The sequence below is a fragment of the Nucisporomicrobium flavum genome, from assembly GCF_016464385.1.
In the GTDB taxonomy this organism is placed as follows: Bacteria; Actinomycetota; Actinomycetes; order Mycobacteriales; family Micromonosporaceae; genus Actinoplanes; species Actinoplanes flavus_A.
Window position 1 is genome coordinate 42,256 of sequence record NZ_JADMLH010000029.1, and the last position, 13,248, is coordinate 55,503.

Sequence of the window (13,248 nt, forward strand, 5' to 3'; positions counted from 1 at the left end):
CTCTCTAACGGTTCCAACGCTCGGCGGGACGACATGTCCCGCCGAGCGTTCCGTATATCACCGTGCCGGCCGGGTCGGTCCAGCAGTTCTCGTCCCGGCGGGGCCCGGGGAACAGCGGCCGCCGGTCTATCTCGCGGCCGGCGGCGTCATAGCTGACCAGCTCGGCGTCCTCGCGGACGTCCGAGGTGCGGGTGACGATGCCGAACGCGCCGTCGCGCAGCCGGGCGTCGGTGGTCCGCCCGCGGCCGTGCTCGAGCACGAGCCGGTGCACCCGGGCGCTGACCCGGCCCAGCACCGACACCGCCCCGCCGTCGGCCTCCGACGACGAGAGGCTCAGCCGCTGCACCGGCCCGGGCAGCCAGTCCCGGTGCTCCCACGGCTCGGCGTTGATCCCGCCGCTCGACTCCCGGTCGCCGAGCACGAAGTCGCAGGCCGCGTAGCCCGCGCCGGACAGGAACAGCACGGCGGCCCGGTCGCCCTGGCGGGCGCTCACGGCGAGATCACCCAAGCCGAGGCGTACGCGGAAGCCACCGTCCCGGCCGGCCCACCCCAGGCACTCGTCCGCGGCGCGGCGCAGCGTGCCGTCGAGCTCGCCGGGCCCCATCGCGAGCACCTGTACCCCGGGCTCGTCGCGGACGTGGGCGACGACGGCGCCGGCCGCCACCAGCGTGAGAACCGTGGCGACGGCGGCGCCCATCCACCGGCGGGCGCGGCGGGGCCGCTCGCGGGTGGCGCGCAGCAGGTCGTCGCGCATCCGATCCGCGCGGCCCGGCGGCAGGTCGCGTTCTGCGGGCAGGTCGCTCATCGCTCCTCCTGGAGGTCGAGGAATCCGGTGAGGCGCGACCGGGCGCGGCTGACCCGCGAGCGGACGGCCGCCTCCGTGATGCCGAGGACGGCGGCGGCCTCGGCGTACGAGACGCCGGACCAGAGACACAGGGCGACGGCCTCCCGCTCGGCGCGGGGCAGCTTGCGGACGGCCGCGAGCACCTCGCGCATCCGGCGCTCGTCGTCGAGGCGGCCGGCCACATCGTCGGCCGGGTCGCGTTCGTCCTCGTACGGCACCCGGTGCAGCAGCGCGCGGCGCCGGCGGGCAGACCGGTGTTCCGTACGGGCACAGTTGCCGGCGACGACCAGCAGCCACGGCAGGGCGGAGCCGTCGACGAGCCGTACGGCGCCGCGTTTGCGCCACGCGAGCAGGAACGTGGCCTGGGTGACGTCCTCGGCCACGCTCCACGAGCCGGTGAGCCGGAACGCGTGGTTGTACACGGCCCGGCAGTGCCGGTCGAACGCGGCGGCGAAGCCGGCCTCGTCGCCGAGGTCGTCGTCGCGCCGTTCGGTCTGCGCTGTCACGTCTGCTTATGTCCGCCCGCCCGCTATTTGTTGCGGCAATATTTGCGTGGGTTGATGATGGCGTCCTATCGATCACCGTGATCGGCCCAGGGAGGCGCCGTCATGCTGTCCGCGCTCGACCGCAAGCACTCCGTGGCGCCGCCCGGCTTCAGCCGCTGGCTGATCCCGCCGGCCGCCCTGTCGGTGCACCTGTGCATCGGCCAGGTGTACGCCACCAGCGTCTACAAGAACTCCTTCGTGCAGCACTTCGACGCCGGCCAGACCGCGGTCGGCGTGATCTTCAGCATCGCCATCGTCATGCTCGGCCTGTCCGCGGCGGTCGGCGGCACCTGGGTCGAGGCGAACGGCCCGCGCAAGGCGATGTTCGTGTCCGCCTGCTTCTGGACCGCCGGCTTCCTGGTCGCCGCGCTCGGCATCAGCACGAAGCAGTTGTGGCTGGTCTACCTCGGGTACGGCGTGCTCGGCGGCATCGGCCTGGGCATCGGCTACATCTCCCCGGTGTCCACGCTGATCAAGTGGTTCCCGGACCGCCCCGGCCTCGCGACCGGCCTGGCCATCATGGGCTTCGGCGGCGGCGCGCTGATCGCCAGCCCGCTGTCGCGGCAGCTGCTGTCGTACTACGACGCGGGCTACGACCCCAACGTGTCGACGTCGGTGGCCTCCGGCGGCGCGCTCGTGGCGCTGTTCCTGACACTGGGCATCGGCTACTTCGTCGTCATGATGTTCGGCGTGCTCAACATGCGCGTACCCGCCGACGGCTGGCTGCCGGACGGCTTCCACCCGGCCTCGGTCAAGGAGAAGGCGCTGATCACCACCGCCAGCGTGTCGGCCGCCAACGCGATCAGGACGCGCAGCTTCTGGCTGCTGTGGGTCGTGCTGTTCTGCAACGTGACCGCCGGGATCGGCATCCTCGAGCAGGCCAGCCCGATGATCCAGGACTTCTTCCGCGGCTCGGACGGCAAGTCGGCGGTGGCCGTGGCGGCCGCGTCGGGCTTCGTCGGGGTGCTCTCGCTGTTCAACATGGCCGGGCGCTTCGTCTGGTCGACGACCTCCGACGTCCTCGGCCGCAAGCGCATCTACCTGCTCTACCTGGGCGTCGGCATGATCCTGTACGCGCTGCTGGCCAGCGTCGGGCACACCGCGGTCGGCCTGTTCGTGGTGCTGGCCGGCGTGATCCTGTCCTTCTACGGCGGCGGGTTCGCGACCGTGCCGGCGTACCTGCGGGACCTGTTCGGCACGTACCAGGTGGGCGCCATCCACGGCCGCCTGCTCACCGCCTGGTCCGCCGCGGGCGTCGCCGGCCCGCTGATCGTCAACGGCTTCCTCGACGCGCAGGGCAAGCCGGGCACGCTCACCTCGTCGGCGTACCAGCCGGCGCTGTTCACGATGGTCGCGATCCTGGCCGTCGGATTCGTCGCCAACCTGCTCGTGCAGCCGGTGCCCGCCCGCTTCCACGAGCAGCCGGAGAAGGAGGAGGCGGTCGCATGAAGACCTCGCCGGTCCGCATCGCGCTCTCCTGGGCGCTGGTCACCGTGCTTCTCGGGTACGGCGTGATCCAGACGGCGATCACCGCCGCCAAGCTGTTCCAGTAGGCACACGCAAAGGCGGCCCGGCGTGATGCCGGGCCGCCTCTTCGTGCTCAGTCGATCAGGAGAGCGGCGGGTACGCGTTCGCCATCAGCTGGCGGAACTGCGCGGAGAACCACGCTCCGGAGATCGGCGCGTTGGGCAGGGCGCCCGTCGCGTTGTTGCCGTTGCGCTCGTTGCCGGTGTAGGTCGGGTCGCACATCCGGTCGAAGCCCTTGCCCTCGTCGTTCGGGATCAGGCTGCTCGAGCCGTCCGACTCGCCCGGGGGCTTGACCCAGACGTAGGCGTCGATGCCGGTGGCCGGGTTGGCCCGCGGCCGCTCGCCGAGGCCCGCGCCGTCCTGGTTGCACCAGTTGCCGGCGTGGATCCGGCGGTCGATGCGCGACTGGTTGACGAAGGTGTCGACGTTGGTGGAGGTGCTCGCCGCGGCGGGCCGGTTGGCGCCGCCCCAGCCGTTGCGGGAGGTGTCGATCAGCATGCCGATGCCGGAGTCGAAGCCGACCTGGACCAGCTTCTGCCGGAACGCCTGGGCGAACGTCAGCTCGTCGACGTAGTAGTTCCAGTCGACCCACTTGGACTGCCGCACCGAGGTGCCGTTCACGTTGGTGTTGATCGTGAAGTACGGCTCGGTGAGCGCCGAGTAGTTGGCCGTGTTGGTGATGAAGCCGGTCACGTTCTTCACGTTGCCGGAGGCCTTGGCGGCTTCGAGCATGATGTCCGCGGTCGGACCGAAGTTCGTGTCCCAGCCGATCCAGCCGTGGTGCGCGGCGTCGACGTAGTTGTAGACGTTGGAGATCGCGCCGAGCTTGTTCAGCGCGTACCCGACGCCCTGCACGTAGCCGCCGTTGGACTTCATCGTGGCGCAGGTGGCCACGTTGGTGTTGGTCACCAGGTTCGGCAGCGAGTCGATCTCGACCACGTTGATGATGCGCAGGTTCTTGTACTTCGCGTCGCCCTCGATCGCGGCGATCGGGTCGATGTACTCCGACTTGTACCGCGGCAGGTCGTTGACGCCCAGCTCGCCGTTGGAGGCCAGCGCCGAGCAGTCACGGCCGGGCAGGTTGTAGATGACCAGCTGGATGTAGCCGGCGCCCTGGGCAAGGGCGGCGTCCAGGTGGTCGCGCAGGCCCATCGCGCCGTTGGAGCTCGAGTCGCTGGTGCCCTCGATCGCGGCGATCCGGTCCAGCCACACGGCGGTCGGGTTGCTGGAGACCCGGCTGCCGCCCGGCTCCGCGTCCGCCTTGGCCTTCCACTCCGGGTTGACGTAGCCCTTGGCACCCGCGTACGGGTTGTCGACCTTGGTGCCGGCCGGCGGCGGGCTGGTCGGGCCGCTGGGCGGCGTGCTCGGGTTGGACGGCGGCGTGCTCGGGTTCGACGGCGTGCCGGGCGAGGTGGGAACCTGTCCCGTGCACTGCGTGCCGTTGAGCGTGAACACCGTCGGCGCGGCGTTGGTGCCCGAGTAGTCGGCGTTGAAGCCGAACGAGGCCGACGCGTTCGTGGCGAGGTTGTTCGCGTACGACGGGCTGGCGACGCTCACGTGCTGGCCGGACTGGGTGAAGGTGCCGCTCCAGCCCTGGGTCACGCGCTGGTTGCCGGCGAAGTCCCAGGCGAGGTTCCAGCCGCCGGAGATCGGGTCGCCGAGGTTGGTCACCGAGACGTTGGCGGTGAACCCGGTGTTCCACTGGTTGACCGAGTAAGTCACCCGGCATCCGGCCGCGGCGCTGGCTTGGCTGGCGACGGCTATACCGGCGCCGGTGAGGAGGGTGACGGCGGCGGCGGCTGTCAGGCCGCGCACCATGTGGGGACGAGGTCTCATGCGCGAGCGCTCCTGGGAGACGTGGCTGTGCCCGGGGCAGGCACGGCCTCAGGGATCGCCGGATCGAAGTGTGTCACTGACCCGTCGACGGCTTCAGAGTATGGGAGCGCTCCCATGACATCAATACGTAATGGCAGCGAAACTTTTTGGCGTCGATGCCGGTGCGGGCGGGATCCGGGTCCCGGCCCTGGTCGTAGCGTGGTCCGATGACGACGGACAAGTGGGCCGCCTGGCTGCAGCACCGGCGCGACGGGGGTGACGCCGGGCTCCGCGCCGGGTTCGCGCCGGCGCTGGCCGCGTACCGCGACGGGGTGCTGGACCGGGCCCGCATCGCCGCCGGCGACACCGTGCTGGACGTGGGCACCGGGACGGGCCTGCTGGGTTTCGGCGCGCTCGAGCGGGTGGGCGCGAACGGCCGGGTCGTCTTCAGCGACATCTCCGCCGACGTGCTGGAGGCGTGCCGCAGCGCCGCGGCGGGCGACGACCGGTGCTCCTTCGTGGTCGCCGCCGCGGACGACCTGAGCGCCGTGCCGGACGCGTCGGTCGACGTGGTCATGACCCGGTCCGTGCTGATCTACGTGCCGGGCAAGGCCGCTGCCTTCGCCGAGATGCTGCGGGTCCTGCGCGCCGGCGGACGGCTGTCCATCTTCGAGCCGATCAACCGGTTCGGCGTCGGCGGGCGCCTGTTCGGGCTGGACCTGACGCCCGTGGCGGAGCTGGCGGCCCGGGTCGTCGCGGCGTACCCGGTGGTCGAGGCCATGGTGGACTTCGACGAGCGGGACCTGCTGCGGCTGGTCCGGGAGGCGGGGTTCCGCGACGTCGTCATGGACTACCGCGCGGAGGCCGACGTGGCAGGGCCGCCGATCGCCGACTGGGAGGCGCTGCGGCACACCGCGCCCAACCCGCTGGCGCCCACGTACGCCGAGGCGATGGCGGCCGCGCTCACGCCGGAGGAACAGCGGCGGCTGGAGGCGTACATCCGGGAGCTGGTCGCCCGCAGAGAGCCGACGCGCCGCACCTCCGCGTACGTTCACCTGGCCGCCGTCCGCCCCTGAGGAACGGTAGGCTGCCGCCACATCATGGACGGGGGAGCACATGGCGGAGATCGAGCTGCGTCCGGTACGCGACGACGACCTCGACAGCCTCTTCGACCAGATGCGTGATCCCGTGGCCGTGCGGATGGCCGCCTTCACCGCCGACGACCCCGACGACCGGGCCGAGTTCGACGCGCACATGCGCCGGCTGCGCACCTCGCCCGAGATCGACCTGTGGGCCGTCACGGCCGGCGGCGAGCTGGCCGGGACCATCGCCAGCTTCCCCGTCGGCGCCGACACCGAGATCACGTACTGGATCGGCCGGTCCTGGTGGGGGCGGGGCGTGGCCACCGCCGCGCTGCGCCTGTACCTGGGCAGGCTCGCCGTACGCCCGATCACCGCCCGGGCGGCCAGCGACAACGCCGGCTCGCTCGCGGTGCTGCGCAAGGCCGGCTTCCGCAAGGTCGGCACCGAGGTGGCGTACGCGACGGGCCGCGGTACGGAGATCGAGGAGACGGTGCTGCGCCTCGACGGCCCGTAGGCTGGCGCGATGGCGACGACGATCGTGGTCCCGTACCACCATGACGACCGGCTCCCGGACGGCCTGGTCCCGGCGCCCGGCACCGAGCCGCCCACGGTGGTCGACCCGGAGCTGCCCACCGGCGACCGCTGGACCCGGATGGCGGCCCTGCACGAGGCGGTGGCCGCGACGGTGGCGAGCTCGCCGCTGCCGGTGACCGTCCTGTCCGGTGACTGCCTGGTGGCTCCGGCCGTGCTGACCGGGGCCCAGCGGGCCGGGCTCGACCCGGCCCTGATCTGGTTCGACGCCCACGGCGACGTGCACACGCTCGAGACCACCACGTCGGGCTACCTGGGCGGGCTGTCGCTGCGGCTCGCCATGGGCGCGCACCCGGAGCTGCTCGCGGAGCGTTCGGGCATGCGGCCCGTCCCGGAGGACCGCGTCGTGCTGGTCGGTGCGCGCGACCTCGACCCGCCCGAGACTGCGTATCTGGAGGCAAGCCGCGTACGCCGGTCCCCTGTCGCCGACCTGTCGGCCGCCGACCTGCCGGAAGGGCCGCTGATCGTGCACGTGGACGTCGACGTGGTGGACTCGGGTGAGCTGCCCGGCCTGCTCTTCCCGGCACCGGACGGCCCGGCCGGGCCGGAGGTGGCGGCCGCGGGCGCCCCGATCCCGGCGACCGGCCGCCGGGCGGCCGGGCGGGGGGGGTGGGGGCGGCGGCGGCCGCCCGGCCCCGGCCCCCCGGCCGCGTGGCCATGCTCGACATCGCGTGCACGTGGCGGCCGGCGGGGGAGCCGCACGAGCGGGCGGAGCTGATCGCGGCGCTGCTGGGGACGGGCGGCTGAGATGAAGATGCCGGCACCCCGCCGCATCGGCGGGGCACCGGCATCCGGCCCCTCGGAAAGGTCTCGGGTAGCGCTCGACCCACCCTAGGGCTACGTTCCGCGACGGTCTCTTAACTCTGCATGAAGTCTTCCGCAGGTTTACCCCAAGCCGGGGTCATCGGCCGGCGGGGAAACCGGTGGGCAGGGCGCCGTGCCGCGAGGTCCCGCGGCCACGCATCCGCAGGCGGAGCAGCAGCCCCACGCCCAGGAAGACCAGCACCGCGCCCACGATCAGGCCGGGGCCCAGCAGGCTCGGCCCGTCCCCGTCCCCGCTCGCGGACGCGGGCACCGCGCCGAGGTCGTCGGACTCGGCCGGGCCGGGCGTGGCGGTGGCCTCGCCGCCGCCGTCGATCGCCTCGTCACCGGAGTCCCGCGTCTCCTCCGCGGTCGGCGTGGGCGTCGGCTCGGCCGTCTCGGTGGGCGCCCCGGTGGCGGCGGGTTGCTGGCCGACGACCGGGCTCTGCCCCGAGGCCTGCTGCAACAGGGTGCCGGCCGCGTCGAACGCCTGCGGCTGGAACTCGACCCGGCCGGTGCCGGCGTCGTCGTCGAAGCCGATCCGGTAGCGGGCGGTCACCGTACGGCCCCGGCACAGCTGACCGGGGTCGACGTTCACGTCGGTGATGCGGGCGGTGTTCCCGTTGCTCTGCACGCGTACGGGGAAAGCGCCGTTCTCCTCGACCCGCTCCACCTCGATCTGGTCGAGGGCGGAACCCTCGGCCCGCAGCACGAGCGACCACCGCACCTTCAGGCAGCGGACCCGATCGGTGGACGCGACGACCGTCAGCGTCCGGCTCTCGGCGCCCGCCCCGAAGGTCGCCGGCAGCTCGGTGATGCGTACCGCGAAGCCGGGCTCCACCGCGGAAGCCGGGCCCGGCAGGGCGAGCGTCGCCGCGGCCGCCGCCAGGGCGGTCGCCGCCAATGCAGCGCGATGCCGCACAGCAATCATCTCCTCACAGAATGTCACCGGAGTGCCCGCACGTGAGGTAGTTCGGCGCGCGGTCGCGAAAGGTTCACCGCTCGCACAGGATCACCGGCACGGGCCACATTATTTTTGCCTTAGCGCCCGGTTTCGAGACGGTGTCTTCCCTGGTCAAGACCGGTTTTTCGGGGTGGCGTAGCAGGGCGGCGCAAACTTCGCCGCAAAAGAGTGCCCGAACGTTCATCCGATCCGGCCCCCCGCACGTAGATGGGGGAGGGCAGGGACCGGGGACGACAGACCGTGATGGAGAGGAAGGCAGCACCGGACCGCCCGACAGTAACGAGCGCGGGGCATCCCCCACGGATGCCGGCGTCGGCGAATGCCCACGACGGACGCCAGACCGCTGCGGAGAACGAGGAGCCATGGCCCGGACGAAGACGAAAGAACGATCCGCCAGTCGTGTGGACGTCGAGATGGGTGCCACCGGTGGCCGGACACCACCGTCGAAGCTCACCATCGCCCTGTTCGCGGTGTCGATCCTGGCCGCCGTCTGGTCGGTGATGATGCTGATCCCGCAGGGCCGGGTCGCGTACGTCTACATCTTCTATTACCTCGAGTACTACATGGGCGTGCTCGCGCTCGTGTCGCTCTCGATCACGATCATGATCGGGCTGGTCTCCACCGACCGCCTCGTGCTCTCGATCCGCCAGCGCCTGCTGCTCCAGTCGGCGCACCGCACGACCGGCGTGATGGCCGTCTCCGCCCTGTTCATCCACCTCTGGACGAAGTTCGCCGAGAGCCACATCCGGCTGCTGGACGTGTTCATCCCGTTCCTGTACCCGGGCCTCAACAAGATGTTCGTCGGGTTCGGCACGATCTCCGCGTACGTCATGGTGATGACGATGTGGACCGGCATCATCCGGGCGCGGTTCATCGGCCGCGGCAAGCCGTGGATGTGGCGGGCCGTGCACAGCATCTCGTATCTGACGTGGCCGATCGCCCTGCTGCACGGCCTCAACGCCGGCCGCCCCGCCGCCGTCTGGGTCATCGTCAGCTACGTCGTCTGCGTGCTCGGCGTGCTCATCGGGCTCGCCGTACGCCTCGCGGTCAGCCTGAACCGCAAGAAGGACTTCGCCTCGCAGGCCGGCACCGCAGGCGGCACCGGCGGCATGAAGCCGGTCGGCAAGCTCGCCCCCACCACCGGCGTGATCGCCAAGGGCCGCGGCCGGGGCCGCAGCCGCGGCGAGGACCCGATCGTCTCGGACCGCGGCAACGCCGTCGAGCCGTGGCAGCCCGCCGCGCCCGCCCGGACCGCCGCGCCGGTCCTGGCCGAGCCGCCCGCCCGCCCGGTCAGCCCGGCCGCGCCCGCGCCGGTCAGCGCCGCCCCCGCGGCCGAGCGCCCCCTGCGCCGGCGCCCCGACGAGGACGAGCGGGCCCGCCGCCGCCGCGACTTCGACGACGCGCCGACCCAGCACTGGCAGTTCGAGGACGAGGACGACATGCCGGCCGCGCGGTCGCGCCGCTACGCCGAGGAGGAGGTGCCGGCTCCCCGCCAGCGCCGCGCCGAGCGGTTCGACGAACCCACCGGCGCCTACTCGCGCCGGGCCCTCGAGGACGGCCCGCGCCGCTACGACGACGAGGACGAGGTGCCCGCTCCCCGGGGCCGCCGCCGGGCGGAGGACGAGTACGAGGAGGCGCCGCGGCCCCGCTCCCGCCGCTACGCCGACACGGACCTGGACGACGAGCCGGCTCCCCGCCCCCGGGGCCGCCGGTACGCCGACGAGGACGAGGACGTCGTACCCGTCCCGCGTAGCCGCCGGGCCGCCGAGGACCTGCCGCTCTCCCGGTACGCCGACGACGAGCCGCCGGCCCCGCGCCAGCGCCGCTACGCCGACGACGACCGGTACGACGACGCCCCGCCGCGCCGCCGTGCCGCCCGGTACGCCGACGACGAGCCGCCGCGCCCGTCGCGCTCCTCCCGCTACGCCGAGGAGGACGAGGATGCGCCCCGGGCCCGGCGCGACCGGGGCGCCGACGTCGACCGCGCCGACTCGGGGCGGCACAGCCGCAGCGAATTCGTGGACCTGGCCGGCGCCGGCGCCGACCCGAACTACCTCGAGCCCGACGAGACGCCCACCCTCGTCGACATGGCCCAGCGCCGGGCCCGCAGGGCAGCACAGCAGGAACCCGTGCGTTCCGGATCGGGCCGGGGGGCCCGCAGGGGATCCCGGAGCCGCACGGCCGACGATGCAGCTGACGACATGTACTGGGCGCAGCTGCGAGGGGAAGCACAGTGACCTCGGCCAAAGTTCCACCGGTCACCGCCATCGGGACGCCGCGGATCACCGCGGGTTTCGATGAGTACGGGCGGCTCGACCTGCTCGCGCACCAGGAGGTGCACGGCGGGTTCGCGGCGCTGTCCAGCGGCGAGCTGATCGGGCTCGCCGACCGCATCGAGCTGCGCGGGCGCGGCGGGGCCGGGTTCCCGTTCGCCCGCAAGCTGCGCGCGGTGCTCGACTCGTGCCGCCGCCAGGACCTGCCGCCGATCATCGTGGTCAACGCCACCGAGGGTGAGCCGCCCTCGTGGAAGGACAAGGCGATCCTGACCCGCGGCCCGCACCTGATCCTCGACGGCGCCGCGCTGGCCGCGGCCGCGCTCGACGCCGAGGAGATCGTCATCGGCGTCGCCGACGACGGCATCGGGATGGACTCGCTGGCCGAGGCCCTCGCCGAGCGCCGGATGCCGGTGCCGACCCGGATCGTCACCGTGCCGCACCGCTTCATCTCCGGCGAGGGTGGTGCGCTCGTGCGCGGCATCAACGGCGAGGCGCACATCCCGCCTGGGCGCAAGGTGCGCTCCAGCGACAACGGCGTGGCAGGCCTGCCCACGCTGCTGTCCAACGCTGAGACGTACTCGCAGCTGGCGATCGCCGCCCGGCTGGGGCCGTGGGAGTACAACGCGGTCGGCATCCCGGAGGAGCCCGGCACGGTCATGCTGACCGTCGGCGGGTCGTCGACCGCGCCCGCCGTCGTGGAGGCGCCCACCGGCACCCCGCTGATGGAGGTGCTGGAGATGTGCGGCGCCGACATCGGCCCCGGCCTGCTGGTCGGCGGCTACCACGGCAAGTGGATCAGCGCCGAGGCGGCCAAGACCGTGACGATCTCCCGCAAGGGCTTCGCCAAGGTCGGCGGCACGCTGGGCGCCGGCATGCTGATCCCGATCGGCTCGCAGACCTGCCCGCTGGGCGAGGTGGCGCAGGTCGTGCAGTACCTCGCCGGCGAGTCCGCGGGGCAGTGCGGCCCGTGCCGGCTCGGCCTGCCCGACCTGGCCCGCGCGGTGACGCTGGTAGCGCTGGGCGGCAGCGCGCTGGAGAACGTGCGCCAGGCGGCCGGCGTGGTGAAGGGCCGCGGCGCGTGCAGCCACCCCGACGGCACCTCCCGCTTCGCGCTGTCCGCGCTGGAGGTCTTCGCCCGCGACGTCGAGCTGCACGCGAACGGCGAGGGCTGCGGCAAACAGGTACGCGGGATCCTCCCGCTGCCGTACCACCAGGCGCAGGGCGCCCGGAAGCTGGCGCTTGATTGGTCCCGCTGCGACGGCCACGGGCTCTGCTCGGCGGTCGCCCCGGAGATCATCCGGCTGGACGCGAACGGCTTCCCGGCGTTCCCGCAGACGCCGCTGCCGCCGTGGCTGGAGAACGGCGCCCGCAAGGCCGTGAACGTGTGCCCGGCCCTGGCCCTGCGGCTGACGGAGGCGGGCAAGAAGTGAGGGTCAAGGTCCTGCTCGCGACGATCGCCGCGGTGGCCCTCCTGACCGGGTGCGGGGTGCGACCCCCGCGACCCCCGCGGCGCCGGCGGCCGCTGCGGCTCCCGCGGCCCTGGCCTTCACGGGCAGGACCTTGGACGGTACGCAGTTCGACGCGGCCACGCTGGCCGGCAAGCCCGCGATCCTCTGGTTCTGGGCACCGTGGTGCGCCACCTGTGCCAGCGAGGCGATGTCCATCGCGGACATCCACGACGAGTACGGCGACCGCCTGAACATCGTCGGCATCGCGGGCATGGGCGGGAACAAGGAGATGCACGAGTTCGTCTCGGACCTGGAGGTCGGTGCCGTACCGCACCTCGACGACCAGCCCGGCGCGATCTGGAAGAAGTTCGGCGTCACCGAGCAGAGCACGTACGTGATCCTCGACCGGTCCGGCCGGGTGGTGGTCACGAGCTACCTCGACGACCTGCAGCTGACCACCCGGGTCAAGGCTCTGGTGGCCTGAGCCGTGCGGGCGCCGGTGCTGCTCGCGCTGACCGCCGGCATGCTCGGCGCCGTGAACCCGTGCGGCTTCGCGTTGCTGCCGGCGTACCTGTCGGTGCTGGTGGCGGGGGACCGCGCCGCTGATGAGGGGCCCCGGGCGAGCCTGGCGGCCGTCGGCCGGGCGCTGCGCTGCACGGCCGCGCTGACCCTCGGGTACGTCGCCGTCTTCGGTACGTTCGGCCTGGTCCTGGCGCCCCTGGCGGGCCGGCTCGTGCCGCGGCTGCCCTGGCTGACCGTGGTGTTCGGCCTGGCGCTGGCCCTGCTCGGCGGATGGCTGCTGGCCGGCCGGTCGCTGCCCGCGCCGGGGCGGGGCCTGCGGGCGCCCCGGCTGACCGGCTCGGCCACGTCGATGGTGCTGTTCGGCGCCGCGTACGCCGTCGCCTCGCTGGGCTGTGCGGTCGGACCGTTCCTGGCGATCGTGGTCTCCAGCCTGCGGGCCGGCTCCCTCACCGAAGGGCTGGCGCTCTTCGTGAGTTATGCCACGGGAATGGGTCTGGTCATCGGTGTCACGGCCACGGCGGTGGCGCTGGCGCGGCTCTCCGCAGTGGCGCGGTTGCGCAGGGCGGCCGTTCTGGTGCCCCGGGCGGGCGGTGCGATCCTCGTGCTCGCCGGAGCGTACGTGGCCTACTACGGATGGTATGAACTGCGGATTGTCAAGAATGTGAGGACTTCCGGGCAGGATCCTGTGGTGAATCTTGCCTCGAATCTCCAGCACGAGTTGAGTGGTCTGGTCGGACGGCTGGGCGCGAGCTGGTTCGGCCTGCTGCTGGTCGTCCTCATGCTGGCAGCGCTCCTGCTGTCCCGTCGCCGCCGTACCTCAGTGGGGAGTTGAT

The 13,248-nt window shown here is 72.7% G+C and carries 13 protein-coding genes; 9 read left to right on the plus strand and 4 right to left on the minus strand.

What is annotated here, in order from left to right:
- Positions 1-4 precede the first annotated feature (4 nt).
- Both IT780_RS39025 and IT780_RS39030 read right to left on the minus strand, forming a co-directional pair.
- Positions 5-805 (minus strand): hypothetical protein, encoded by an 801-nt coding sequence (locus IT780_RS39025; protein ID WP_199516916.1) that lies wholly within the window; start codon positions 803-805, stop codon positions 5-7.
- The gene (locus tag IT780_RS39030; protein ID WP_199516917.1) at positions 802-1,350 is read right to left on the minus strand and encodes an RNA polymerase sigma factor; all 549 of its coding nucleotides are present in this window, start codon (positions 1,348-1,350) and stop codon (positions 802-804) included. The genes IT780_RS39025 and IT780_RS39030 overlap by 4 nt, the downstream gene beginning before the upstream one ends.
- 102 nt (positions 1,351-1,452) lie before the next feature.
- On the opposite strand from IT780_RS39030, the gene IT780_RS39035 reads away from it, so the two are divergent.
- Together IT780_RS39035 and IT780_RS43620 are read left to right on the plus strand one after the other, a co-directional pair.
- Positions 1,453-2,838 carry an OFA family MFS transporter gene (locus IT780_RS39035; protein WP_199516918.1) on the plus strand — a complete coding sequence of 462 codons (1,386 nt, stop codon included), beginning with the start codon at positions 1,453-1,455 and terminating at the stop codon, positions 2,836-2,838.
- Positions 2,835-2,942: an MFS transporter small subunit gene (locus tag IT780_RS43620; protein ID WP_423436694.1), complete on the plus strand. Its 108-nt coding sequence runs from the start codon at positions 2,835-2,837 to the stop codon at positions 2,940-2,942. Before IT780_RS39035 ends, IT780_RS43620 begins: the two co-directional genes overlap by 4 nt.
- 55 nt (positions 2,943-2,997) lie before the next feature.
- On the opposite strand, the gene IT780_RS39040 is transcribed toward IT780_RS43620, so the two are convergent.
- Positions 2,998-4,752, minus strand: coding sequence for a glycoside hydrolase family 6 protein (locus IT780_RS39040; protein ID WP_307831622.1), 1,755 nt, complete (start codon positions 4,750-4,752; stop codon positions 2,998-3,000).
- A 206-nt stretch (positions 4,753-4,958) separates the two neighbouring features.
- Here IT780_RS39040 and IT780_RS39045 point away from each other — a divergent pair, with 206 nt between their 5' ends.
- Genes IT780_RS39045 through IT780_RS39055 form a run of 3 tightly spaced genes read left to right on the plus strand, consistent with a single transcriptional unit; the run spans position 4,959 to position 7,122 of the window.
- Positions 4,959-5,807, plus strand: a complete 849-nt coding sequence (locus tag IT780_RS39045; protein ID WP_199516919.1) for a methyltransferase domain-containing protein — start codon at positions 4,959-4,961, stop codon at positions 5,805-5,807.
- A 40-nt stretch (positions 5,808-5,847) separates the two neighbouring features.
- On the plus strand, positions 5,848-6,327 hold the full coding sequence (locus IT780_RS39050; protein ID WP_199516920.1) for a GNAT family N-acetyltransferase: 480 nt from the start codon (positions 5,848-5,850) through the stop codon (positions 6,325-6,327).
- Between the two features lie 9 nt (positions 6,328-6,336).
- Positions 6,337-7,122 (plus strand): arginase family protein, encoded by a 786-nt coding sequence (locus tag IT780_RS39055; protein WP_199516921.1) that lies wholly within the window; start codon positions 6,337-6,339, stop codon positions 7,120-7,122.
- A gap of 183 nt (positions 7,123-7,305) precedes the next feature.
- Here IT780_RS39055 and IT780_RS39060 read toward each other — a convergent pair whose 3' ends face one another.
- Positions 7,306-8,127 carry a hypothetical protein gene (locus IT780_RS39060; protein ID WP_199516922.1) on the minus strand — a complete coding sequence of 274 codons (822 nt, stop codon included), beginning with the start codon at positions 8,125-8,127 and terminating at the stop codon, positions 7,306-7,308.
- A gap of 455 nt (positions 8,128-8,582) precedes the next feature.
- On the opposite strand from IT780_RS39060, the gene IT780_RS39065 reads away from it, so the two are divergent.
- From IT780_RS39065 to IT780_RS39080, 4 genes are read left to right on the plus strand one after another with little or no spacing between them, the layout of a single operon-like run.
- Positions 8,583-10,406, plus strand: coding sequence for a translation initiation factor III (locus IT780_RS39065; protein ID WP_233414236.1), 1,824 nt, complete (start codon positions 8,583-8,585; stop codon positions 10,404-10,406).
- Positions 10,403-11,875, plus strand: coding sequence for an NADH-quinone oxidoreductase subunit NuoF family protein (locus IT780_RS39070; protein ID WP_199516924.1), 1,473 nt, complete (start codon positions 10,403-10,405; stop codon positions 11,873-11,875). Before IT780_RS39065 ends, IT780_RS39070 begins: the two co-directional genes overlap by 4 nt.
- A gap of 49 nt (positions 11,876-11,924) precedes the next feature.
- Positions 11,925-12,377 carry a redoxin domain-containing protein gene (locus tag IT780_RS39075; protein ID WP_199516925.1) on the plus strand — a complete coding sequence of 151 codons (453 nt, stop codon included), beginning with the start codon at positions 11,925-11,927 and terminating at the stop codon, positions 12,375-12,377.
- A gap of 3 nt (positions 12,378-12,380) precedes the next feature.
- The gene (locus tag IT780_RS39080) at positions 12,381-13,247 is read left to right on the plus strand and encodes a cytochrome c biogenesis CcdA family protein (RefSeq protein ID WP_372443907.1); all 867 of its coding nucleotides are present in this window, start codon (positions 12,381-12,383) and stop codon (positions 13,245-13,247) included.
- Position 13,248: the final 1 nt, after the last annotated feature.

Excerpts from the sequence above, each read along its gene's own strand:
- IT780_RS39025 (WP_199516916.1), bottom strand. The coding sequence starts at position 805 with ATGAGCGACCTGCCCGCAGAACGCGACCTGCCGCCGGGCCGCGCGGAT.
- IT780_RS39035 (WP_199516918.1), top strand. The coding sequence starts at position 1,453 with ATGCTGTCCGCGCTCGACCGCAAGCACTCCGTGGCGCCGCCCGGCTTC.
- IT780_RS43620 (WP_423436694.1), top strand. The coding sequence starts at position 2,835 with ATGAAGACCTCGCCGGTCCGCATCGCGCTCTCCTGGGCGCTGGTCACC.
- IT780_RS39040 (WP_307831622.1), bottom strand. The coding sequence starts at position 4,752 with ATGAGACCTCGTCCCCACATGGTGCGCGGCCTGACAGCCGCCGCCGCC.
- IT780_RS39045 (WP_199516919.1), top strand. The coding sequence starts at position 4,959 with ATGACGACGGACAAGTGGGCCGCCTGGCTGCAGCACCGGCGCGACGGG.
- IT780_RS39050 (WP_199516920.1), top strand. The coding sequence starts at position 5,848 with ATGGCGGAGATCGAGCTGCGTCCGGTACGCGACGACGACCTCGACAGC.
- IT780_RS39055 (WP_199516921.1), top strand. The coding sequence starts at position 6,337 with ATGGCGACGACGATCGTGGTCCCGTACCACCATGACGACCGGCTCCCG.
- IT780_RS39065 (WP_233414236.1), top strand. The coding sequence starts at position 8,583 with ATGGGTGCCACCGGTGGCCGGACACCACCGTCGAAGCTCACCATCGCC.